This is a genomic window from Burkholderia sp. Se-20373 (assembly GCF_017104705.1).
Classification (GTDB): Bacteria; Pseudomonadota; Gammaproteobacteria; order Burkholderiales; family Burkholderiaceae; genus Burkholderia.
Genome location: NZ_JAAGPH010000048.1, coordinates 13247 through 34491, shown reverse-complemented (window position 1 = coordinate 34491; position 21245 = coordinate 13247). Strand labels below are relative to the sequence as shown.

General features: G+C 67.2%; 21 protein-coding genes. 5 read left to right on the top strand and 16 right to left on the bottom strand.

Going from position 1 to position 21245, the window contains the following annotated elements; translation table 11 throughout:
- Positions 1-58: 58 nt before the first annotated feature.
- The 9 genes from G3N96_RS17695 to mltG all read right to left on the bottom strand — a co-directional run bounded on the left by G3N96_RS17695 (position 59) and on the right by mltG (position 8674).
- Positions 59-1123: a glycosyltransferase family 4 protein gene (locus G3N96_RS17695; RefSeq protein WP_124583686.1), complete on the bottom strand. Its 1065-nt coding sequence runs from the start codon at positions 1121-1123 to the stop codon at positions 59-61.
- A gap of 239 nt (positions 1124-1362) precedes the next feature.
- Entirely contained in the window at positions 1363-2541 is a 1179-nt protein-coding gene (locus G3N96_RS17690; protein WP_206137967.1) for an AAA family ATPase, read from the bottom strand.
- Positions 2542-2571: 30 nt separating this feature from the next.
- Positions 2572-3744, bottom strand: coding sequence for a mechanosensitive ion channel domain-containing protein (locus tag G3N96_RS17685; protein ID WP_124583690.1), 1173 nt, complete (start codon positions 3742-3744; stop codon positions 2572-2574).
- An 89-nt stretch (positions 3745-3833) separates the two neighbouring features.
- Positions 3834-4190, bottom strand: a complete 357-nt coding sequence (locus G3N96_RS17680; RefSeq protein ID WP_059506076.1) for a Rap1a/Tai family immunity protein — start codon at positions 4188-4190, stop codon at positions 3834-3836.
- Between the two features lie 119 nt (positions 4191-4309).
- A complete protein-coding gene (locus tag G3N96_RS17675; protein WP_124583692.1) occupies positions 4310-5020 on the bottom strand; it encodes an ankyrin repeat domain-containing protein in 711 nt (236 codons plus the stop codon).
- A 43-nt stretch (positions 5021-5063) separates the two neighbouring features.
- Positions 5064-5843, bottom strand: coding sequence for a TatD family hydrolase (locus G3N96_RS17670; protein WP_069248154.1), 780 nt, complete (start codon positions 5841-5843; stop codon positions 5064-5066).
- 143 nt (positions 5844-5986) lie between these two features.
- A complete protein-coding gene (locus G3N96_RS17665; protein ID WP_206137966.1) occupies positions 5987-7015 on the bottom strand; it encodes a DNA polymerase III subunit delta' in 1029 nt (342 codons plus the stop codon).
- A 19-nt stretch (positions 7016-7034) separates the two neighbouring features.
- Positions 7035-7655 (bottom strand): dTMP kinase, encoded by a 621-nt coding sequence (gene tmk, locus G3N96_RS17660; protein WP_039367036.1) that lies wholly within the window; start codon positions 7653-7655, stop codon positions 7035-7037.
- Positions 7655-8674 carry an endolytic transglycosylase MltG gene (gene mltG, locus G3N96_RS17655; RefSeq protein ID WP_206137965.1) on the bottom strand — a complete coding sequence of 340 codons (1020 nt, stop codon included), beginning with the start codon at positions 8672-8674 and terminating at the stop codon, positions 7655-7657. Before mltG ends, tmk begins: the two co-directional genes overlap by 1 nt.
- A 77-nt stretch (positions 8675-8751) precedes the next feature.
- Between mltG and G3N96_RS17650 the strand changes: the two genes are divergently transcribed.
- Together G3N96_RS17650 and G3N96_RS17645 are read left to right on the top strand one after the other, a co-directional pair.
- A complete protein-coding gene (locus G3N96_RS17650; RefSeq protein ID WP_206137964.1) occupies positions 8752-9786 on the top strand; it encodes a folate-binding protein YgfZ in 1035 nt (344 codons plus the stop codon).
- Between the two features lie 76 nt (positions 9787-9862).
- Positions 9863-10708, top strand: coding sequence for an NRDE family protein (locus tag G3N96_RS17645; RefSeq protein WP_206137963.1), 846 nt, complete (start codon positions 9863-9865; stop codon positions 10706-10708).
- A 20-nt stretch (positions 10709-10728) separates the two neighbouring features.
- On the opposite strand, the gene G3N96_RS17640 is transcribed toward G3N96_RS17645, so the two are convergent.
- From G3N96_RS17640 to G3N96_RS17625, 4 genes are all read right to left on the bottom strand, one after another.
- The gene (locus tag G3N96_RS17640) at positions 10729-11169 is read right to left on the bottom strand and encodes a GNAT family N-acetyltransferase (protein WP_069248160.1); all 441 of its coding nucleotides are present in this window, start codon (positions 11167-11169) and stop codon (positions 10729-10731) included.
- A gap of 41 nt (positions 11170-11210) precedes the next feature.
- Positions 11211-12170, bottom strand: coding sequence for an alpha/beta hydrolase (locus G3N96_RS17635; protein WP_206137962.1), 960 nt, complete (start codon positions 12168-12170; stop codon positions 11211-11213).
- Positions 12171-12343: 173 nt separating this feature from the next.
- Complete coding sequence (locus G3N96_RS17630; protein ID WP_046545900.1) at positions 12344-12823, bottom strand: PaaI family thioesterase; 480 nt, start codon at positions 12821-12823, stop codon at positions 12344-12346.
- The gene (locus G3N96_RS17625) at positions 12820-13134 is read right to left on the bottom strand and encodes a Dabb family protein (protein WP_027787175.1); all 315 of its coding nucleotides are present in this window, start codon (positions 13132-13134) and stop codon (positions 12820-12822) included. Before G3N96_RS17625 ends, G3N96_RS17630 begins: the two co-directional genes overlap by 4 nt.
- A gap of 118 nt (positions 13135-13252) precedes the next feature.
- On the opposite strand from G3N96_RS17625, the gene G3N96_RS17620 reads away from it, so the two are divergent.
- Together G3N96_RS17620 and G3N96_RS17615 are read left to right on the top strand one after the other, a co-directional pair.
- On the top strand, positions 13253-13624 hold the full coding sequence (locus G3N96_RS17620; RefSeq protein ID WP_206137961.1) for an Arm DNA-binding domain-containing protein: 372 nt from the start codon (positions 13253-13255) through the stop codon (positions 13622-13624).
- Positions 13625-13649: 25 nt separating this feature from the next.
- On the top strand, positions 13650-14573 hold the full coding sequence (locus tag G3N96_RS17615; RefSeq protein WP_124583850.1) for a recombination-associated protein RdgC: 924 nt from the start codon (positions 13650-13652) through the stop codon (positions 14571-14573).
- A 143-nt stretch (positions 14574-14716) separates the two neighbouring features.
- On the opposite strand, the gene G3N96_RS17610 is transcribed toward G3N96_RS17615, so the two are convergent.
- Positions 14717-15247 carry an isochorismatase family protein gene (locus tag G3N96_RS17610; RefSeq protein ID WP_124583852.1) on the bottom strand — a complete coding sequence of 177 codons (531 nt, stop codon included), beginning with the start codon at positions 15245-15247 and terminating at the stop codon, positions 14717-14719.
- An 813-nt stretch (positions 15248-16060) separates the two neighbouring features.
- Between G3N96_RS17610 and G3N96_RS17605 the strand changes: the two genes are divergently transcribed.
- Positions 16061-18205, top strand: coding sequence for a hypothetical protein (locus G3N96_RS17605; RefSeq protein ID WP_206137960.1), 2145 nt, complete (start codon positions 16061-16063; stop codon positions 18203-18205).
- A gap of 163 nt (positions 18206-18368) precedes the next feature.
- Here G3N96_RS17605 and G3N96_RS17600 read toward each other — a convergent pair whose 3' ends face one another.
- A complete protein-coding gene (locus G3N96_RS17600) occupies positions 18369-19769 on the bottom strand; it encodes a GGDEF domain-containing protein (RefSeq protein ID WP_124583856.1) in 1401 nt (466 codons plus the stop codon).
- A 261-nt stretch (positions 19770-20030) separates the two neighbouring features.
- Positions 20031-21209 carry an acetyl-CoA C-acyltransferase gene (locus tag G3N96_RS17595; RefSeq protein ID WP_206137959.1) on the bottom strand — a complete coding sequence of 393 codons (1179 nt, stop codon included), beginning with the start codon at positions 21207-21209 and terminating at the stop codon, positions 20031-20033.
- Between the last annotated feature and the right edge of the window lie 36 nt (positions 21210-21245).

Genomic DNA, 21245 nt, shown 5'->3' with positions numbered 1-21245 from the left:
GCGATGTCCTTGCGGGCATCGCCGTTTTTCCATCCGCGCGCGTCGTGCGCGTCGCGCGTCAGGTCGTCGAGTCGATCACCTTGAAGCGCGAGCGCTTCTGCGCGCGGATCACCGACTGGTAGACGTCGACGTACTGCTGCGCCATGCGGCGCGACGTGAAGCGTTCCTCGAAGCGCTGCCGCACGCGCGCACGCGGCAGCAGGTGCAGCCGGTTCACGGCGGCCACCGCGCTGATTTCGTCCTCGACGATGAAACCCGACACGCCCTCGTCCACCACTTCGGGCACCGCGCCGCGATTGAACGCGATCACCGGCGTGCCGCACGACATCGCCTCGATCATCACCAGGCCGAACGGCTCCGGCCAGTCGATCGGGAACAGCAGCGCATGCGCGCCCGACAGGAATTCGGCCTTCTGGTGATCGGCGATCTCGCCGATGAATTCGACGTGCGGCAGCGCGAAGAGCGGCTTGATCTCGCGCTCGAAGTATTCCTCGTCGGCCGCGTCGATCTTCGCGGCGATCTTGATCGGCAGCCCGCACTGGCGGGCGATGCGGATCGCCGTGTCGACGCGCTTCTCCGGCGAAATGCGGCCGAGGAACGCGAGATAGCGCGGCTCGACGGGCTGCGGCATGTACAGCGTATCGGGCAGCCCGTGGTAGACCGTCGTCAGCCATTTCGCCTGCGGCAGCGGCTGGCGTTGCGCGTTCGAAATCGAGATCACGGGGGCCGTGTTGAACGTGTCGAACACCGGCTGCTGCTCGGGCAGGTCGAGGCGGCCGTGCAGCGTCGTCACGTAAGGCGTCTCCTGCCGGTTGAAGACCGAGAACGAGTAGTAGTCCATGTGGAAATGGAGCACGTCGAAGTCCTTCGCGCGGCGCGCGACCGTCTCCATCAGCAGCATGTGCGGCGCGACCCGGTCGCGGATCGACGAATCGAGCCGCAGCGCACGCGGCCAGACCGGCTCGAGCTTCGCCCGCGTCGTCGAATCGCCGCTGGCGAACAGCGTCACATCATGGCCGAGCTCGACGAGCGCCTCGGTGATGTAGGACACGACGCGTTCCGTGCCGCCGTACAGCTTCGGCGGCACCGATTCGGTCAGCGGCGCGATCTGGGCAATTCTCATGGTCCACGTCTCCTGTGTCCTGTCCGTTGCGGCACGGCCGGCTGGCCTTTGGGCTTTTACGCCCCGGCCCCCCATGCAGCGCCAGCCGGATATCCCTTCATTATTCGCGATCCCGCTGCGCGGAACCGCCCGTCTTTCATTTTATGGGTGTTGTTACAGGCAGGATACATTCCGCCATTCGGGCCGATCCGGCCCCCGATGCGACGATCGCGCCCGAGCGCGTGCCGCCGCCCTGCCCGTCAGCGCGATGGCCACTTCCATGGCGGCAGGTCGCGCGCATCGGCATCGACGAGCCCGGTCGCGCCGAGCTGCTTGTCGAGCACCAGCGATTCGCAGCCGGCCTCGCGCTCGAGCGCCGCGATGAGCCGCGCCGCGTGCGACACGACGAGCACCTGCGAACGCTGCGCCGCCTGCGCGATCAGGCGGCCGAGCGCCGGCAGCAGATCGGGGTGCAGGCTCGTCTCCGGTTCGTTCAGCACCATCAGCGCCGGCGGCCGCGGGGTCAGCAGCACGGCCGCGAGCAGCAGGTAGCGCAGCGTGCCGTCCGACAGCTCGGCCGCCGCGAGCGGCCGCAGCAGCCCCGGCTGGCGCATCAGCACGTCGAAGCGGCCACGGCCGCCCGGATTGTCGATCTCGACCGACGCGCCGGGAAACGCGTCGTCGAGCGCCGCATCGAGTGCCGCGCCGTCGCCGATCTCGCGGATCGTCTGCAACGCGGCGGCCAGGTCGGCGCCGTCATCCGCCAGCACCGGCGTATGGGTGCCGATGTGCGACTGTCGCGCCGGCGCCTGCGCATCGGTCCGGAAGTGATCGTAGAAGCGCCACGAGCGGATCCGTTCGCGCACCGCGATCATCTCGGGTGCGCCGGTTGGATCGGCGAACTCGGTCATCATGCTGTCGAAGCTCGCCACCGGCTGCGGAATCGTGTGCCAGTCGCCCGACGCGGTGCGCGCGCGGATCTGCGCGCCCTGACGGTCGACCAGCAGCGTCGACGGGCGCAACATCGCGCCGCCCCAGATGCACTCGCGCTTCACCACCGGATCGAGCGAAAACTGCGTCGCGTCGTTCTTCACCGGCATGCCGAGATCGATCGCATAGCCGAAATCGTCGCAGGCGAAGCCGAGCTTCAGGCTCACGGGCCCCTTGCGCACCGTGCCGGTGACCGGTGCGTCGCCGTCCAGCATCGCCCGCGAAAAGCGCTCGGGGCCGGCCCACAGCGTCGACGGCAACCCGCCTTCGCGGGCAAGCGACGGGATCACGCGCCCCTGCGCGGTATCGGCGAGCAGCCGCAGTGCGCGGTACACGCTCGACTTGCCGCTGCCGTTCGGCCCCGTGACGACGTTGAGCGCCGCGAGCGGCACGATCAGCTCGCGCAGCGAGCGGTAATTGGCGATGGCGAGCGTGTTCAGCGCGGTCATGACGATGGACGGTGAGCGTGCGTGCCGCTGTCAGCGGCCTTCGGCGGTCTGCGGGTCGGCCGCGGTATTGGCCGCCGTGCTGGCGGCAGGCGACCGCGCGTGCGGCCGTTCGGGATTCGGCGCGTTCGGCGCGGCATCGTGCGGATACAGTTCCATCCGGCTGCGCGGCAGGCATTGCGGATAGCGGTCCTGCAGGTAGGCGATCAACCCTTCGCGCACGCGGCAGCGCAGGTCCCAGCACGACGATGAATCGGCCGCGCTGACGAGCGCGCGCAACTGCATCGTGCGCTCCGTCGCGTCGGTCACCTGCAGCACCTGCACACGGCCGTCCCACTCCGGCGCCGCGTGGACGAGCCGCGCGAGCTCCTCGCGCAGCGGCGCGAGCGGCGTGCGGTAATCGACCGACAGATAGACCGTGCCGATGATTTCCGAGCTGCTGCGCGTCCAGTTCGTGAACGGGTTCTCGATGATCCACTGCAGCGGCACGACGAGGCGCCGCTGGTCCCACAGCCGCACCGACACGAACGAACCGGTGATTTCCTCGATGCGCCCCCACTCGCCCTGGATCACGACCACGTCGTCGAGCCGGATCGGCTGGGTGAGCGCGATCTGCAGCCCGGCGATCAGGTTGCCGAGCACCGGCCGTGCGGCAATACCGGCGACCAGGCCCGCGACGCCGGCGGACGCCAGCAGGCTCGCGCCGACCTGGCGCACGTTCGGGAACGTCATCAGCGCGGCGCCGGTGCCGACGATCACGATCAGCACCATCACGGTCCGCACGAGCACCTTGGCCTGCGTATGGATGCGCCGGGCCTGGAGGTTGTCGGCCGTATCGATCGGATGCGCCTGGATGATGGCGTCGCCGACGCCGGCCGCAAGCCGCACCAGCAGCCACGTGAGCGAAACGATGGAGCCGACCGCCGCCGCCGTGCGCATGCCGCGCACGAACGACATGCCGTCGTCGGCCTGGACCCACAGGAATTCGAGCGCCAGCAGCGCGAGCACGACGAGCGACGGCCTGTCGATGTAGCGCAGGATCGCGCTCATCAGCGGATAAGGCTGCGCGATGCGCTTGACGATGCGTGCGCCGAGACGGTGCACGACCGTGACGACCAGCAAGACGATGATGGACACGGCCAGCGTGCCGAGCCATGAATGCAGCGGCGCATCGGTGATGCGCTGCAGTTCCTCGATTGAAATCATCGGCGCCCTTGGGTTGTGAGGCGCGCACGCCTCGTCCTGGATGCGTCGGCGACGCCCGGGCCGCGCGCGGGCCCGGACACGGCGTCAGGTCAGCTGCCGCTCCTGCAGGGAAACGCCTTGCCGAGACCGAGCGACACCGCGGTGCTCGCGTTGTAGTCGGCCAGCTTCGGATTTTCCGCGATGTACTTGCGCACCGCGTCGGTCATCTGCTGCGCCCGGATGTCGGGCGGCAGGCAGAAATACTGGCCGACCCGCGGCCCCGTCGTGCCGCCGATCGCATCGATGGTGTTGTAGACGCCGTCGGCGGCGCCTTCGATGTAGGCCGCGCACGACGCCCGCGACTTGACGTCCGTCTTCGCGCACAGCCGGTCGAGATCAGCGCCCGTGAAAGCCGCCGCCGACAACGGCACGGCAAACGCCGCGGCACAAAACATTGCGCGCAACATGGTGTTCCTTATGTCAATGCGGCCCGAGACCGCCTGCTGCCTTGGCCGGCGCGGCGCCGGGACGCCCTGCTCCGGCCGGAATCCGGCCGGGCGGGCACCGTCTGCCGCACCGAAAACCGTCATTTTGCACTCTTTTGCGCATCTGCCGGCGTCGATGCCCCGATGCGGGTCGTCCGCTTGCTCAGGATCTCGATCGCGTCCGGCGCGTTGTAGTGCTTCGCGAATTCGAGCGCGGTGATGCCGAGCTGGTTCTTCACCTGCGGATCGGCGCCTTGGTCGAGCAGCAGCGTGACCGTCGACGGATGGTTGCCGCGTGCGGCCATCATCAGCGGCGTCGTGCCGTTCGGCGATGCGGTATCGATGTACGCGTCGTGGTCGAGCAGCAGCTTCACGACTGCATCCTGGCCATTGGTGGCTGCGTAGTGCAGCGGCGCCCAGCCCTTCTTGCTGACTTCCGCGCCCTTGTCGATCAGCAGCTTCGCGAGGCCGACGTCGCCGTTCAGCGACGCGAGCATCAGCGCGGTTTCGCCGGCCTTGTCTTCCTTCTCGAGGTCGACGTTCGGCGTCGTGGCGAGCGCCGCCGCGACCTTGTCGGACTTCTCGCGCGCGGCGATCACGATCAGCGGGTCGCCGTTCGGCGCGATCGTGTTCGGGTCGAGCTTGCCGCTCTTGAGCTGCTTGCCGATGTCGGCGATGTCGTCGAACTTGACGGCCTTGACGATCGCATCGAGCGATTCGGCATGCGCGCCGGCTGCCGCGAACAGGCCGCTCGCGACGAGCGCGGCGGCAACGAGTACGCGTTTCGGCAGATGGTTGGTCGGCTTCGTCATTGTTGTGGGCTCCTTCCCTGGGTTGTCGGCTGCGCGCCCGTCGTTAGCGGGCGATCTTGAACAGCCGGAAAAAGTTCTGCGTCGTCGCATCGGCGAGCGCCTCGACGGCGATCCCGCGCTCGGATGCGATAAAGCGTCCGACATGGCTGACGTACGCAGGTTCATTCGGCTTGCCGCGATACGGCACCGGCGCGAGGTACGGCGAGTCGGTCTCGATCAGCAGCCGGTCGAGCGGCACGCGCCGCGCGACGTCCTGCACGTCGGTCGCGTTCTTGAACGTGACGATGCCCGACAGCGAGATATGGAAGTTCTGCGCGAGCGCCTGCTCGGCCACCGGCCACGGCTCGGTGAAGCAGTGCATCACGCCGCCCGGCACGTCCGCACGCTCCTCGGCCATGATCCGCAGCGTGTCTTCCGACGACGAGCGCGTGTGGATGATCAGCGGCTTCATCGTCGCGGTCGCCGCGCGGATATGCGTTCGAAAGCGTTCGCGCTGCCATTCCATGTCGTCGATCGAGCGGCCTTCGAGACGGTAGTAGTCGAGGCCCGTTTCGCCGATCGCGACGACCTTCGGGTGCGCGGCCAGCTCGACGAGCTCCGCGAGCGTCGGCTCGTGCATGTCCTCGTGATCGGGATGCACGCCGACCGACGCATAGACGTTGTCGTGCGCGTCCGCGATCGCCAGGACCTCCGGCAGCGTCTCGAAATCGACCGACACGCACAGCGCGTGCGTGACGTCGTGCTCGCGCATGTTCTCGAGAACGGCCGGCAGGCGGTCGGCCAGGCCCTTGAAATTGATATGGCAGTGAGAGTCGACGAACATCGTGTTTCCTAATACGTAAGGCGGGCGCTCATGCGCGCGCCGGCAGGCGGCAACGGGCGCCGTTCGTGGGCCGGCCGGCCACGGCGGTCGCGTCGCGGCGTGGGCCCGTCATCGTTTCGCAACCGATGAGAAACAATGCCGGATCACGCGAACATTTCCCGATATCCGAGAAACAGTTCCTCGAATACGAGCCGCGCGTTGAGCGGATGGTTCTCGACCGTCCGCTGCCGCGTCACGGCCTTCATGAAGCGGGCGAACGCGTTCACATCGACCGCTTCCGCGCAGCGCGCGAGCGCCGCCGCGTGCATCGGGAAGTAGCGCGGCGCGCCCGCCATCCGCTGCGCGAGCAGGTCGTACAGCCAGCGCTGCAGCCAGCCGAGCACCAGCGGCACGGGCAGTTTCTGCAGCGTCTCGCCGCACGCGAACGGGTCGCAAGCCGCACCGGCCGCGAGCTGCCCGAGCGTGTAGTCGCGCAGCGGGCGGTTCTCGTCGCTCGCGAGCGCCAGCGCGGCGAGCGGCGCACCGCCCGCCTCGGCGAGCAGCGCCGGCGCATGATCGACGCCCTGCGCGGCGAGCCACGCCGCGGCCGCGTCGGGCGCCGGCACGGTCATCGGCCACTGCCGGCAGCGGCTGATGATGGTCGGCAGCAGGCGGTCGATGCGCGCCGACACGAGCAGGAACACGACGCCCGACGGCGGTTCCTCGAGCGTTTTCAGCAGCGCGTTCGACGCGGCGACGTTGAGCGCCTCGGCCGGATACAGCACGACGACGCGTGCGCCGCCGCGATGCGAACCGACCCCGCAGAAGTCGAGCAGCGCGCGCACCTGCTCGATCTTGATTTCCTTGCTCGGCGCCCGCGTCTTCTTGCCGCCTTCGTCCGCGTCGGCCGCCTTCGCGTCGTCCGCGGCGCCCGGCGCCTCGCCCGCCAGCGCCTCGGGCAGCACGATCCGGTAGTCCGGATGGTTGCCCTGCGAGAACCACGTGCAGGCCGCGCAGGCGCCGCACGGCTCGCCGTTCGGCTGCGGCGATTCGCACAGGAAGCCCTGCGCGAGATGCTGCGCGAACTGCAGCTTGCCGATCCCGGCCTGGCCATGCAGCAGCAACGCGTGCGGCCATTGCGCGCGCAACTGCTGCAGGCGGTTCCAGTCGTCGGTTTGCCACGGATAGATCATGGGGTGCGTTCCTTGCGAATTACAGCGCGGCGAGCACGCGTTCGAGCTGCTGGCGGATCTCGGGAATCGTCTGCGTCGCATCGACGATCGCGAAGCGGTGCGGCGCCTCTTCCGCGCGCCGCAGGTACTCGCTGCGCGTACGCGAGAAGAACGCGTCGGATTCGCTCTCGAACTTGTCGGGCATACGCGCGGCGCCGCGGCGCTCGCTCGCGACTTGCGGCGCGACGTCGAACAGCACCGTCAGGTCGGGCTGGAACCCGCCCTGCACCCAGCGCTCGAGCGTCTCGAGCTTGTCGCGCGGCAGCCCGCGGCCGCCGCCCTGGTACGCGAACGTCGCATCGGTGAAGCGGTCGGATACGACCCAGTCGCCGCGCGCGAGCGCCGGCTCGATCACGAGCGCGAGATGCTCGCGGCGCGCGGCGAACATCAGCAGCGCTTCCGTCTCGAGATCCATCGGCTGGTTCAGCAGGATCTCGCGCAGTTTCTCGCCGAGCTGCGTGCCGCCCGGCTCGCGGGTGACGACGACTTGCCGGCCGGCCGCGGCCAGCTTGCCCTGGAGGCGTTCGCAGAACCATTGCAGGTGGGTGGTCTTCCCCGCCCCGTCGATGCCTTCGAACGTGATGAATTTACCGCTCGCCATTATTGACCTCGTATGTACTTGTCCACGGCCTTGTTGTGGTCGCCGAGCGTATCCGAGAACACGCTCGTGCCATCGCCTTTCGCGACGAAATAGAGCGCGCTCGTCGGTGCCGGATTGATCGCCGCCTGCAGCGCGGCCACGCCCGGCAACGCGATCGGCGTCGGCGGCAGCCCGCGTCGGGTGTAGGTATTGTAAGGAGTGTCGGCCTGCAGGTCGCGCTTGCGCAGGCGGCCGTCGTACGCATCGCCGAGCCCGTAGATCACCGACGGATCGGTCTGCAGCGGCATGCCGATGCGCAGCCGGTTCGCGAACACGGCCGCGACGAACGCGCGGTCGGCCGCATGGCCCGTTTCCTTTTCGACGATCGACGCGATCGTCAGCGCTTCGTAAGGCGTCTTGTACGGCAGGCCCGGCACGCGCGCGGCCCAGGCCTCGTCGAGACGCGTCTGCATCAGATGGTACGCGCGCCGGTAGATGTTCAGGTCGCTCGTGCCCTTGTCGAACAGATAGGTGTCGGGGAAGAACAGCCCCTCACCGCTGCCGCGCTGCACCGCGCTTTCCGGCGCGCCGATCGCGCGCAGCAGCTCGGCGTCGCTCATGCTGGCCGTCGAGTGCGCAAGATCGGGGTTCGAGTCGAGTTCCGCACGCATCCGCTTGAAGGTCCAGCCTTCGATGACCGTCGCGACATACTCGTTCACGTCGCCGCGCGCGATCTTCTGCAGCACCTCGTAAGGCGTGATGCCGGTCTTGAATTCGTAGTTGCCGGACTTGAGCCGGCTCGACAGCCCGAGCACGCGCGTCATCGCGACGAAGCCGAGCGGCTCGACCGGCACGCCGCCGCGCTTCAACTGCAGCGCGACGCTCTTCACGCTGCTGCGCGGCTTGATCGTGACGTCGAGCGATGCCGAACCCAGCAGCAGTGGCCGGGTTGCCCAGTAATATCCGCCGCCCGCGCCGGCAGCGGCCACGACGACGGCCAGCGCCACGATCGTCGCGGCGCATTTCTTCAGTAGGGACATGGAAACGTGACTCAGGTAAGACCCATATAATACTTGCTCGCCTCCGTCAAAGTCAGGGTTGACTGTTCCCTCATTCCATGAGCACACCGTTCGCTTCACCGGCAGTCCAGGCCGCACCCGCCTCGCTCCCCGTTTTCCCCCGTCCGTCCGCCGCCGATTTCGATGCGCCGGGCGCCTGCATGCCGTTGCCGCAGTTCGGCGTGATCGACGTGGCCGGCGACGATGCCGCGACGTTCCTGCACAGCCAGCTCACCAACGACATCGAACATCTCGACGCCGCGAGCGCGCGGCTGTCCGGCTACTGCTCGCCGAAGGGGCGCCTCCTCGGCTCGTTCCTTACGTGGCGCGCCGGCCACGGCGTGCGCCTGCTGGTGTCGAAGGACGTGCAGCCGGCCGTGCAGAAGCGGCTGTCGATGTTCGTGCTGCGTGCCAAGGCGAAGCTGACGGATGCGAGCGACACGCTCGCGGTGGTCGGTTTCGCGGGCGACGTGCGCGACGCGCTGTCGGGCATCTTCGACGCGCTGCCGGACGGCGTGCACGTGAAGGTCGACGGCCCCGCCGGCACGCTGATCCGCGTACCCGATGCAGCCGGCCGCAAGCGCTATCTGTGGATCGGCCCGCGCGCCGAAGTCGACGCGCGCATCGCCGCGCTCGACGGGTCGCTGCCGGTCGTGTCGCCGGCCGTGTGGGACTGGCTCGACATCCGCGCGGGCGAACCGCGCATCACGCAGCCTGCCGTCGAACAGTTCGTGCCGCAGATGGTCAACTTCGACGTGATCGGCGCCGTTAACTTTCGCAAGGGGTGCTACCCGGGCCAGGAAATCGTCGCGCGCAGCCAGTACCGCGGCACGATCAAGCGCCGCACGGCGCTCGCGCACGTCGCCGGCGAGACCGATACCGTGCATGCCGGCGTCGAGCTGTTCCACAGCGACGATCCCGGCCAGCCATGCGGGATGATCGTCAACGCGGCGGCCGCGCCCGCGGGCGGTGTCGACGCGCTCGTCGAGATCAAGCTCGCCGCGCTCGACAGCGGCACGGTGCACCTCGGTTCGGCCGACGGCCCGGCGCTCGCGTTCGATACGCTGCCGTACGCGTGGCCGACGGAAGCGTGATGCACTGACAACCCGTTCGCGCGCCGGCTCGCGAGTCGCAGCCGGCGCCCGATGTTTCCTGCGAGAGATTCGCCCGATGTGTCTGATTGCCTTCGACTGGCAGCCCGATGTCGCCGCCGGTCCCGTCTTTACCCTCACCGCCAACCGTGACGAGTTCTTTCGTCGGACCAGCGCGCCGCTCTCGTGGTGGGAAGATGTACCGGGCGTGCTGGCCGGCCGCGATCTCGAAGCGGGCGGCACGTGGCTCGGCGTATCGCGCGACGGCCGCTTCGCCGCGCTGACGAACTACCGCGCGCCGTTCGACATCCGCGCGGGCGCACCGACCCGGGGCAAGCTCGTGTCCGACTTCCTCGGCGGCCCGTCCGTCGCACCGCTCGACTACCTCGGACGGCTCGCGGAGCATGCGGCCGTCTACAACGGCTTCAACCTGCTCGTCGGCGACTGGCGACGGCATGAGCTCGCGTGGTTCTGCAATCGCGCGCCCGAAGGCGAAAGCAGTGTCGCCGCGCCGGTCGCGATCGCGCCCGGCGTGCATGCGCTGTCGAATGCGCGGCTCGATACGCCCTGGCCGAAAGTGGTGCGCAAGCGCGCGGAGCTCGGCACGCTGCTCACCGACAATCCGACCCCGTCGCTCGACGAACTGATCGCGCTGATGCGCGACCCGCATGTCGCGGACGACGACGCACTGCCGCACACCGGCATTCCGATCGAGCGCGAGCGTGCGCTGTCGGCTGCGTTCATCGAGACGCCCGAATACGGTACGCGCGGCACGACTGCGCTGCGCGTCACGATGAAGGAAGGCGTGCGGCTGACGGTCGAGATCAAGGAGCGCTGCGACGACGACGGCTCGCACCGCACCGTTCGCCCGGGCACGTTCGAGCGCGCGTTCACGTTCGACCTCGACGCGACGCCGCGGCGCTGAGCACGCGAGCAGGCGCTGCGCTAAGGCGCGCGCGCCATCTCGACGTGCGGCACGCCGGCTTCGACGAACGGTTCACCGACCGCCGCGAAGCCGTGCCGCAGGTAGAACGACACGGCCGAATCCTGCGCGTAGAGCCGCACGACGATTTCGCCGCGGCGCCGCGCTGCCTCCAGCAGCGCGTTCAGCACGGCTGACCCGACGCCCTGCCCGCGCGCATCGGCCAGCACCGCGACGCGGCCGATCGTGCCGGACGGCAGCAGCCGCCCCGTCGCGACCGCGCGGCGCGCGCCGGTCGCCGCATCGACGCGGTACGCCACCGCATGGAGGGACAGCGGATCGTCGTCGTCGAGTTCCCATTCCGGCGGTATCTGCTGCTCGCGCACGAACACCGCGTCGCGGATCCGCGCGGCGTCGCCGCCCAGAACCGTCCAGTCGCCCGTTTCCACTACGCCGTTCGTCATCGCAGCTCCCATATGGCGCGTACGCCGCCAAACAACCACCGTCAAACGTCGTCGAATGCGGCCTTCAACGCCGCGACCGCGTCGGCATGCGCGGCCCGCACCTCGGGCACGTAGCCGCCCATCTTGAAGAATTCGTGGATCATCCCCGGATAGCAGACCAGCGTGACCGCGTTTCCCGCCGCGCGCAACTTCTCCGCATATGCGGCGCCTTCGTCGCTCAGCGGATCGTATTCGGCCGTCGCGATCCACGCCGGCGCGACGCCCGCGAACGACGGCGCATCGCGCGTGCCGTCGAGCGGCGCGAAACGCCAGTCGTCGCGGTCCGCCCGATCGCGCACGTATTGCGTGAAGAACCACTGGATCGTGTCCTGCGTCAGCAGGTAGCCGTTCGCGAGCCGTGCGTGCGATTCGGTGTCCTGGAAGCCCGTCACGCCCGGGTAGATCAGCATCTGCAGCGCAAGGCGAATGCCCGCATCGCGTGCGAGCACCGCGCAGACGGTCGCGAGCGTGCCGCCCGCGCTGTCGCCGCCGACGGCCAATCGTTCGGCATCGATGCCGAACGCAGCCGCTTCGCGATGCAGCCATTGCAACGCGTCGTCGGCATCGTTCACCGCGGTCGGAAACCTGTGTTCGGGCGCGAGCCGGTAGCCGACCGACAGCACCGCACATTGCGCATCGTGCGCGAACATCCGGCACAGCGCGTCGTGCGTATCGACGCTGCCGACCGTGAAGCCACCGCCGTGGTAGTAGACGAGCGCGGGCAGCGGCTCCGCGAGGCTCGGCGCGACCGGCAGGTACAGCCTCGCACCGATCGTGCGGCCATCGCGCGTCGGCACGACGCACGCCTCGACCGAATGCATCGGCGCCGGTGCGACGTCGAGAATCGGCGCGCTCTTCTCATACGCGGCGCGCGCCTGCTGCGGCGTCTGGTGGTGATAGGACGGACGTTTCGCGCGCTCGATCATGTCGAGCACCTGGGCGATCTTCGGATTCAGCGGCATCGGTGAGGACGGCGCCTGCGGGGCACCGTGAACGGACAAGCGAGCATGATGCCATGCGTGCGTCCGGCGGGCGCGATGCGCCGTGCGTTGCGACATTCCGCAGTGGGCGATGCGCGCCGCGAAACAAAACGGCCCTGCCGGTGAAGAGGCAGGGCCGCCGTGCGTCGGGGCGCTTACGCGTCGCTCGGGCCGGGCTGGGCGTCCGGCGCGGTGCGCGAACGTTGGCGCTTGATGTCGCGGCCCACCGCGAGTCGCCGCATGTACTTGAACGTGCCGAGCGCCTTCGCGACGAAATTGCCGTCGCTGTCGCGCACTTCGCCTTCGCAGTAGGCCATCGTCGTCGAGCGATGCATCACCCGCCCGTAAGCGCGCAGTTCGCCGCGCCCCGGCTGCATGAAGTTCACCTTCATCTCGACCGTGACGACGCCGATACCGTCGTCGGTCAGGCTGCGTGCGGCCATCGCGAGCGCGATGTCCGCGAGCGTCATCGTCACGCCGCCGTGCGCGATGCTCCACGTGTTCATGTGCCGCTCCTCAAGCGGCAGCACAATCTCGCTTGCGCCGTCCTTCGCGGATACGAGCTGCACGCCGAGCATGTCGACGAACGGGCTTTCGATCGACGGGCCGTCCGTCGGGGTTGCCGCGTCGCTCATCGTGCGCTGTCGACGATGTAGTCGACGCACTCGCGCGATTCGGCCACCGCAACGACGAATTTCTTCACTTCCTGGTGAACCGGATGCACCTGGTAGGCATCGAGTGCGGCCTTGTCCGCGAAATCGGATACCAGCACGATGTCGGCGGTCGCGTCGAGGCCGGGCGTCGCCACGCCGACGTCGATCTGCAGCGTACCCGGCACCAGGTCGCGGCAGCCTTCGAGCTTTTCCTTCAGCTTCAGCGCGTTCTGTGCGCGCGTCGCGCCTTCGGCCGATTCTTTCAACTTCCACATGACGATATGACGGATCACTTCGGTTACTCCTGTTCGTTCCGGTTCGGCGACTTGCCTGTCACCCTTGCCAAGCGGGCATCTTACGCCCTTTCACCGCGCGCTCGCGTTCACCGGAAGTTGCGGCCGATCGAGCAAGATGCGGGTAATCAAGCGGATATCGCGTCGATCACCCGACGACGATATCCGCATTTTTACCGCGCCACTTGATGCCGTCAAAATCCGACGAGCAAAGGCAGGCGACAAGCCTACCAAACTTGCCGGCTTCAATGGACTGGATCTGTTGGTGAATCCGTCTGGCGCCAGGCTGCGGCGGTACAAGTACAGAATTGCCGGGGAGGAGAATTTCCTTGCTATCGACGAAGGCAAAGCGACTTTTCGTGCCGTGCGTGACTTCCGTTCCGTGGCGTATTCGGTGAGCGATGCCCACCTACCCGGCACGACATCCATCAACGATCGGACCGTCATGTCGCGCGACCGAGTCCGCACCCGAAGCATCACCGTCATATAGAATGGTGCACTTTGCCCGTACTCCTATGTGGTTCAAGAACCTTCAGCTTCATCGTCTTCCCGCACCTTGGGCCGTTACCCCCGATCAGATGGAAAAATGGTTGGCGCCCCACGCGTTTCAGCCGGGCACCAGCGTCGAGATGCAGAGCCATGGATGGGCGTCGCCGCGTGACGACGGCGCACTCGTGTATTCGATCAACCGGCAGATGTTGCTGACGTTTCGTGCCGAGAAGAAGCTGCTCCCGGCGTCGGTCGTCACTCAGGTGACCAAGGCCCGCGCGCTTGAAATCGAGGAGCAACAGGGCTTCAAGGTCGGGCGAAAACAGCTGCGCGAACTCAAGGAGCAGGTAACCGACGAACTGCTCCCGCGCGCGTTCACCATTCAGCGCGATACCCGCGTGTGGATCGATACGGTGAACGGCTGGCTCGTCATCGATGCGGCTTCACAGGCTGTTGCCGACGACGTCCGCGGCCTGCTCGTCAAATCGATCGATCAGTTGCCGCTCGCCGGTGTTCAGGTAGTGCGTTCGCCGGTCGCCGCGATGACGGATTGGCTGTTGTCCGGCGAGGCGCCGGGCGGATTCACCGTGGACCAGGACGCCGAATTGCGCTCGAGCGGCGAAGGCGGCGCCACGGTGCGATATGTCGGCCACGCGCTGGAAGCGAACGACATGCGCCGGCACATCGAGGCCGGCAAACAATGTATGCGCCTGGCGATGACCTGGGACAACCGGATCTCCTTCGTACTGACGCCGTCGCTGACGATCAAGCGCGTGACGCCGCTCGACGTGATCAAGGAAGCGGCGGATCCGACCGCGCAGAACGACGCTGAACGCTTCGACTCGGATGTCACGCTGATGACCGGTGAATTGGAGCGGATGTTGGCCAGCCTCATCGATATCCTGGGTGGCGAGCAGCACGACTCGACTCATCAGGCGGCAGCGGCCTGAACGCCGTCGGCGGTCGGGAAACCTCGCCCCCAACGACGGCGAGGTTTCGAGCCGGCACGACAGTTCGACGAGAACGGTCGTCGCGCGGTCGGAGGGGCGCGACCAAGCGCTCGCGCCCGAGTCTTCTCCGCGAGCGCCGCGACTCACTTGATCAGGCGCAGCACATCGCGAAAACGCGGATGCCGGCTGGAGCCCAGCCATTCGAACCCGATCATCTCGACCGTCGCGATTTGCACCCCCGCCGCCCCGAGCCGGGCGATCCCCGCGTCCCGGTCGATGGTCCTGCGCGACCCCACGGCATCGCTGACCACCGTGACTTTGCGGCCGCTGCGCAACAGCCCGAACGCCGTTTGCAATACGCACACGTGCGCCTCGCAACCGGCGACGATGACGCTGTCGCGCCCGTCCGGCAAAGCCTCGACCAGGCCCTCCGCGCACGCATCGAAATGATCCTTGACGACGGTGCTGGAGCACAGCTCCTTGATCTCCGGTACGTTCCGGCCCAGCTGGACCGGGCTCTGCTCGGTACCCATCACCGGCACCCCGAGTATCTGTGCAATACGGGCAAGTCGGACAGCCTGCGTGACGACGGATGACCCTTCGTGAATCACCGGCATCAGCCGCGTCTGAAAATCAACCAATACGACCACTGAATCGTCGGACACGTGCAGCACGGCGTATTCTCCGGAGTGAAGGCGACGTCAACTCCCATCGGCCATCGATGAAAAGTCGCTCTGTCGCAAGATCGTCAGCCCCGCAAACGACGAATATCGAATCGCATCAATGACCGACTGCGGCAATTCGGTAAACGGAAGCGGTTCCCAAGCCTACCAAACTTGCCGGCGCCATTGACGCGATCGCATGGCGTCCGGTTCTCGGGATCACCCACCGGTCCGGTAGCAGGAACGCCGGTTGCTCACCGCTCCGTATGGCCGCATCCATCGCATGCCGTTTGCACCGCCCAAGACACGGTGACAGGCAAACCGCCACGATTCAATCCCGGTGCGGAATCAATCACCAACATCGACATCGATCGCCAATCGATTTTCACCAAACTCGATAATCAGCACATCTCCATTTCCCCGTAAAACCGCACATTTTACCGACCTGACAAGCAATAATTGCGACCCCACTCCATAACATTATTCGAAAACCATCAAATTATTATTGACTTCGACTTTATCCGAACTTTAGAATCCCCTACGACAGCTTACGTTTCGTTTTTCATTTCGTGCACGCCCCATGTCGGCACGGCACCGGAACGCCAACAGAGAAGTGTTTCATGCCTGGCCGGGGCAGCGCATCCTTTTGCTTTCAATTCCGGCATTAACCATCAACCGGTTAATTACCATTCAATTCACCCCAGAATCACGCCCGGATTAATTCCGAATTTCCCAGGAATTCCGCAATACCGGACGAAGCAGATCGAGCACCCGCTCATTCGATAATTCCCATAAAAATCGCCAGTCAGCAGGAGGGACATCAACATGCATCGCCTTGCGAAGTCGCTGTGTCTCGGATTCATCTGCGCCGGCCTGCTCGCGGCCTGCAATGACGACGACGTCAAATCGAGCACCCCGCCGTCGAACAACGCCGCACTGTCGTTCCGCATGGACACCGGCGGGCTGATCAACGCGTTCTACCGGCAGGACAACGTCGCCGCACACCTGCTCGTGCGCTCGTCGACGAAGCCGCGTCTGCTCGTGGTCTTCCCCGCCGGCAACAGCGGCACCGGGCTGTGGTTCGACGACACCGCGCAGCCGGTGAACTGGAGCCTCGACACGCCGCCGTCCGCGCTATCGGCACCCGACACGCACGGCCGTCCGCTGTACGGCATCGGCGCCGATGTGTCGGTGGACACCAACACGCTGACGATCCGGCAGGGCGTGCTCAGCAACGTGCGCTTCCTGCGCGACTTCAACGGCGGTGCCACGATTCCGCAGCAGATCCTCACCGCGCCGACGGTTCAGGGCAGCGCCGCGCAATGGCAACGCGACCGGATCGACGGCGCGCCCGGCTATTCACTGCGCATTACGCTGCGCGACGGCGGCAGCATCACGCCGGCAGCGGGCGGCAAGCTCGTCCTGAGCGCACCGGCGGGCTCGCACACACTGCGGCTGCATGTCGATGCGCTGTCGGGCGAGACGCCGTTGTCGCCGATCACGCACGCCGACCTGCTCGCGCCCTCGGTGAACCCCGACCCGGTGAGCCAGAACGTGCTCGAATTCCTGAGCTTCCACGACAAGCTGCTGGCCGGCTCGTGGCAGTACGACACCTACTTCGGCCGCGACACGCTGATCTCGGTACGCATGCTGATGCCCGTGCTCGAACCCGCGGCGATCGAGGCCGGCCTGTCGTCGGTGCTGAGCCGGCTATCGACCGACGGCAAGGTCGCGCACGAGGAAGGGATCGGCGAATTCGCCCTCGTCGACAACCAGAAGAACGGGCGGCCGAACGATTCGACGCCGACCTATGACTACAAGATGATCGACAGCGACTACCTGCTCGCGCCGATCGCGGCCGCGTGGCTGATCGACGATACGCGCGGCCAGGCGCACGCGGCCGCCTATCTCGCGCAGCGCGGCAGCGACGGGCAGACCCTGGGCAGCCGCCTGGTCGTCAACCTGCTGCACGTCGCGACGACCGCGCAGCCGTTCGCGCAGCAGCCGACGGTCGCGAACCTGATCCACCTGCGGCCCGGCGAAATCGCCGGCAACTGGCGCGACAGCACCGACGGGCTCGGCGGCGGCGTCTATCCGTATGACGTCAACGCGGTGCTCGTGCCGGCCGCGTTGCGTGCCGCGAACGCGTTCCTCACACACGGCCTGCTCGATCCGTATCTGGATGCCGGGCAGCGCGCGACGCTCGCCAACACGGCGAACCAGGCGGCCACGTGGGAAACGCAGGCGCCGCCGCTGTTCCAGGTCAGCGTGCCGGCCGCACAGGCAGCCACCGACGTATCGGCCTATGCGCCGTCCGCGGGTGTGCCGGCCGGCGCCGCACCGGGCACGCCGCTGGCGTTCTACGCGCTGTCGCTCGATCAGCAGGGCAACCCGATTCCGGTGATGAATTCGGACGGCGGCTTCGCGCTGCTGTTCGGCACGCCGCCGGACGACGAGCTTCAGCGGATCGTCACCGATGTCACGCGGCCGTTCCCGACCGGGCTCGTGACCGATGCCGGGATGCTGATCGCGAATCCCGCGTATGCAAGCCAGGCGCTGTGGCCGAAGTTCACCAGTTCCGCCTATCACGGCACGGTGATCTGGTCATGGCAGCAGGCGATGTGGGTGGCCGGGCTCGATCGCCAGCTCGCGCGCCAGGACCTGTCGGCCGCGACACGCACGCTGCTCACGCAGGCACGGCAGACGATCTGGCAGGTGATCTCGAAGGGGCGCGACACGCGCACGTCGGAGATGTGGACGTGGTCGTACGTGAACGGCCAGTACCAGACCGATGCATTCGGCACGCGCAGCGCGGACGCCACCGAAGCGAACGCGGCACAGCTCTGGAGTACGACGTATCTCGCGATCCGCGATCCGCAGCAGCGCGCGGGCAAGTACTGGTGGCAGGCGTCGCAGCGGATGCAGGATGCGCAGCCGAAGCAGCGCGCGGCGGCGCTGGCAGCGCGGTAGCGCGTCGCCGGTCGCGTGCTGACCGGACATGCAAAAGCCCCGGGGGCGTGACCGCCTCCGGGGCTTCGTCGAAGATCGAGGCGCTGGACACCGCCGTTGTACGCCCGGGTGGCCGAATGTTCCGTGTCCGTTCACCGGTGCCCGCGTGCCGCGCCAACCCGCGTCACCGCGCCACGACCCGGTTCCGCCCTTCCCGCTTCGCCTGGTACAACCGTTCGTCGACCACGCGCAGCAACGCATCGACCGTGCTGCCGTCGGCCCCGTATTGCGCAACGCCGACACTGACCGTCACCTGCACGTGCTTGAAATCGAGCCCGAACGGCGAACTCGCGATCGACGAGCGCACGCGCTCGGCCGTCATCCGCGCGCCTTCGAGCGGCATGTCCGGCAGCAGCGCCATGAACTCCTCGCCGCCGACCCGCGCCAGGCCGCCCGCGGGCCGGATCGCATCGAGGCACTGGCGCACAACGCCGCGCAGCACCTCGTCGCCGATCTGATGCCCGTACGCATCGTTGATGTTCTTGAAATTGTCGAGATCGAGCGCGAGCAGGCAGAACGGTGTGCCATCGCGCTCGGCCCGCACCATCTCGCGCTCGACCTGCGCGATGAACTGCCGCCGGTTCGACGCGCCCGTCATCGGATCGGTCGCGGCCATGTATTCGAGCTTCTGGTTCGTGCGCCGCAGTTCCTGCAGCGCGCTCTCGGTGCGCGCCATCGATTCCGACAGCCGGCTCATCAGGTCTTCCTGGCTGTAGATCGCCGAGAACGAGCGCGTCGTCTGCAGCGCCTGCACGACACCGTAGCTGAGCAGGAAGAAGCCGCCGGCAAAGATCGCATGCGCGAGCCACCACATGTGATTCCACGGCTTGCCGAGAATGAACGCGAGCGACGACAGCGCGAACGCCATGATCGACACGCCGTAGATCACCATCAGCGGCGAGCGGATCCGCCGCGCGAGCAGCACGGCGACGTTCAGCAGCGAGAACAGGAGCGCGCCGCCCTCCATCGACAGCCGTGTGCCCGGCGCGCCGGCGACCGGCGAATACGCAATGTACGCCACGACCACGTTGACGATCACGAAGAATACGATCCACGGCAGCCACGTGCGCACGCTCGTGCGCTTCTCGAGGCGATCGGGCGGACGCGAATACGACAGCAGGCCCGTGAGCAGCAGGATCGACATCACGAGCCGCGACGCGGGCCCGTACAGCAGGAACAGCCAGATGTTGTGATGCGCCATCCCGGTGAACCCGCCGTGCAGCGCATAGATCATCGCGAAGCCGAGAAAGCCAAGTGTCAGCCAGCGCAACAGCGGCTCGCCGGATGACCGGTAGCAGACCCACGTCACGTAGGTGACGAACGCGCCTTCGAGCGTCGCGGCGGCGATCGCGATTTCATGGAACGCGTGGTTCTCGAACACGACGTGCGGATCGCTGAAGAACCACAGATAGGCGATCAGATAGGCGGGCAGCAACGCGAATCCGACCAGCAGGCATTTCGCGTAGAGCCTTGCGGCCGCGCTGACGACGCGCGGCGGTTCCCCGGCTGCATAGGTCGTACTCATTCGGTCCCCGGTCGGTCTGCTGCGTTGGTTCGAACCTTCGCGGCACGGATCGCACGACGCACGATCCAGCCCATCGTGCCGAAAGGCAAATGTCAGAGCAAGTATAGGTGGGGCAATTGGTTTGACAAGTAAGGGGAAACGGCATTGCCGGGCGCATGCCTTTTGCTTCCCGATTGTTTCGAATGGCGGATCAGTCGCGCCGATTCGCGTCGCGGCCGCCTGTCTCGCCGAAGCGAAACCGCGGCCGCTCCGTGCCAAAGATCAGAGGATTTCGAACAGGCCGGCCGCGCCCTGCCCGCCGCCGATGCACATCGTGACGACCGCGTACTTCACGCCGCGCCGCTTGCCTTCGATCAGCGCATGGCCGGTCAGGCGTGCGCCCGATACGCCGTACGGATGGCCGACCGCGATCGCGCCGCCGTTCACGTTCAGACGATCCTCAGGAATCCCGAGCGTGTCGCGGCAGTACAGCACCTGCACCGCGAACGCTTCGTTCAGTTCCCACAGGCCGATATCGTCGACCTTCAGCCCTGCCTGCTTCAGCAGCTTGGGCACCGCGAACACGGGGCCGATGCCCATCTCGTCCGGCTCGCAACCGGCCACCGCGAACCCGCGGAACACGCCGAGCGGCTGCAGCCCTTCGCGCTGCGCGGCGTCGGCGCTCATCACGACGCAGGCCGACGCGCCGTCCGAGAACTGGCTCGCGTTGCCCGCGGTGATCACGCCACCCGGCACGGCCGACCGGATCTTCGATACGCCTTCGAGCGTCGTGTCGGGGCGAATCCCTTCGTCGGCCGAGACCGTCACTTCCTTCGTGAACAGACGGCCCGACGCCTTGTCGGCCACGCCCGCGAGCACGGTGATCGGCACGATCTCGTCACGGAAACGCCCGGCTTCCTGCGCGGCCGCGGCGCGCAGTTGCGACTGCACGCCGTACTCGTCCTGCCGCTCCTTCGAGATGCCGTAGCGCTTCGCGACGTTCTCGGCCGTCTGCAGCATGTTCCAGTAGATCTCGGGCTTGTGCTGGGCGAGCCAGCCTTCCTGGATCATGTGGTGGTTCATCTCGTTCTGCACGCACGAGATCGATTCGACGCCGCCCGCGACATACACTTCGCCTTCGCCCGCGATGATCCGCTGCGCGGCCAGCGCGATGGTCTGCAGCCCGGACGAGCAGAAACGGTTCACCGTCATCCCCGGCACCGTCACGGGCAGCCCCGCGCGCAGTGCGATCTGCCGCGCGATGTTCGCGCCGGTCGCGCCTTCGGGGTTCGCGCACCCCATGATCACGTCCTCGACGCGTGCGGGGTCGAGCTTCGCGCGTTCAACAGCGGCCGCGACCGCGTGGCCGCCGAGCGTCGCGCCGTGCGTCATGTTGAACGCACCGCGCCAGGATTTCGCCAGCGGCGTGCGGGCGGTCGATACGATTACGGCTTCGGTCATGCGAGTCTCCTTCGGTCCTGCTTCATGTCCTGGGAT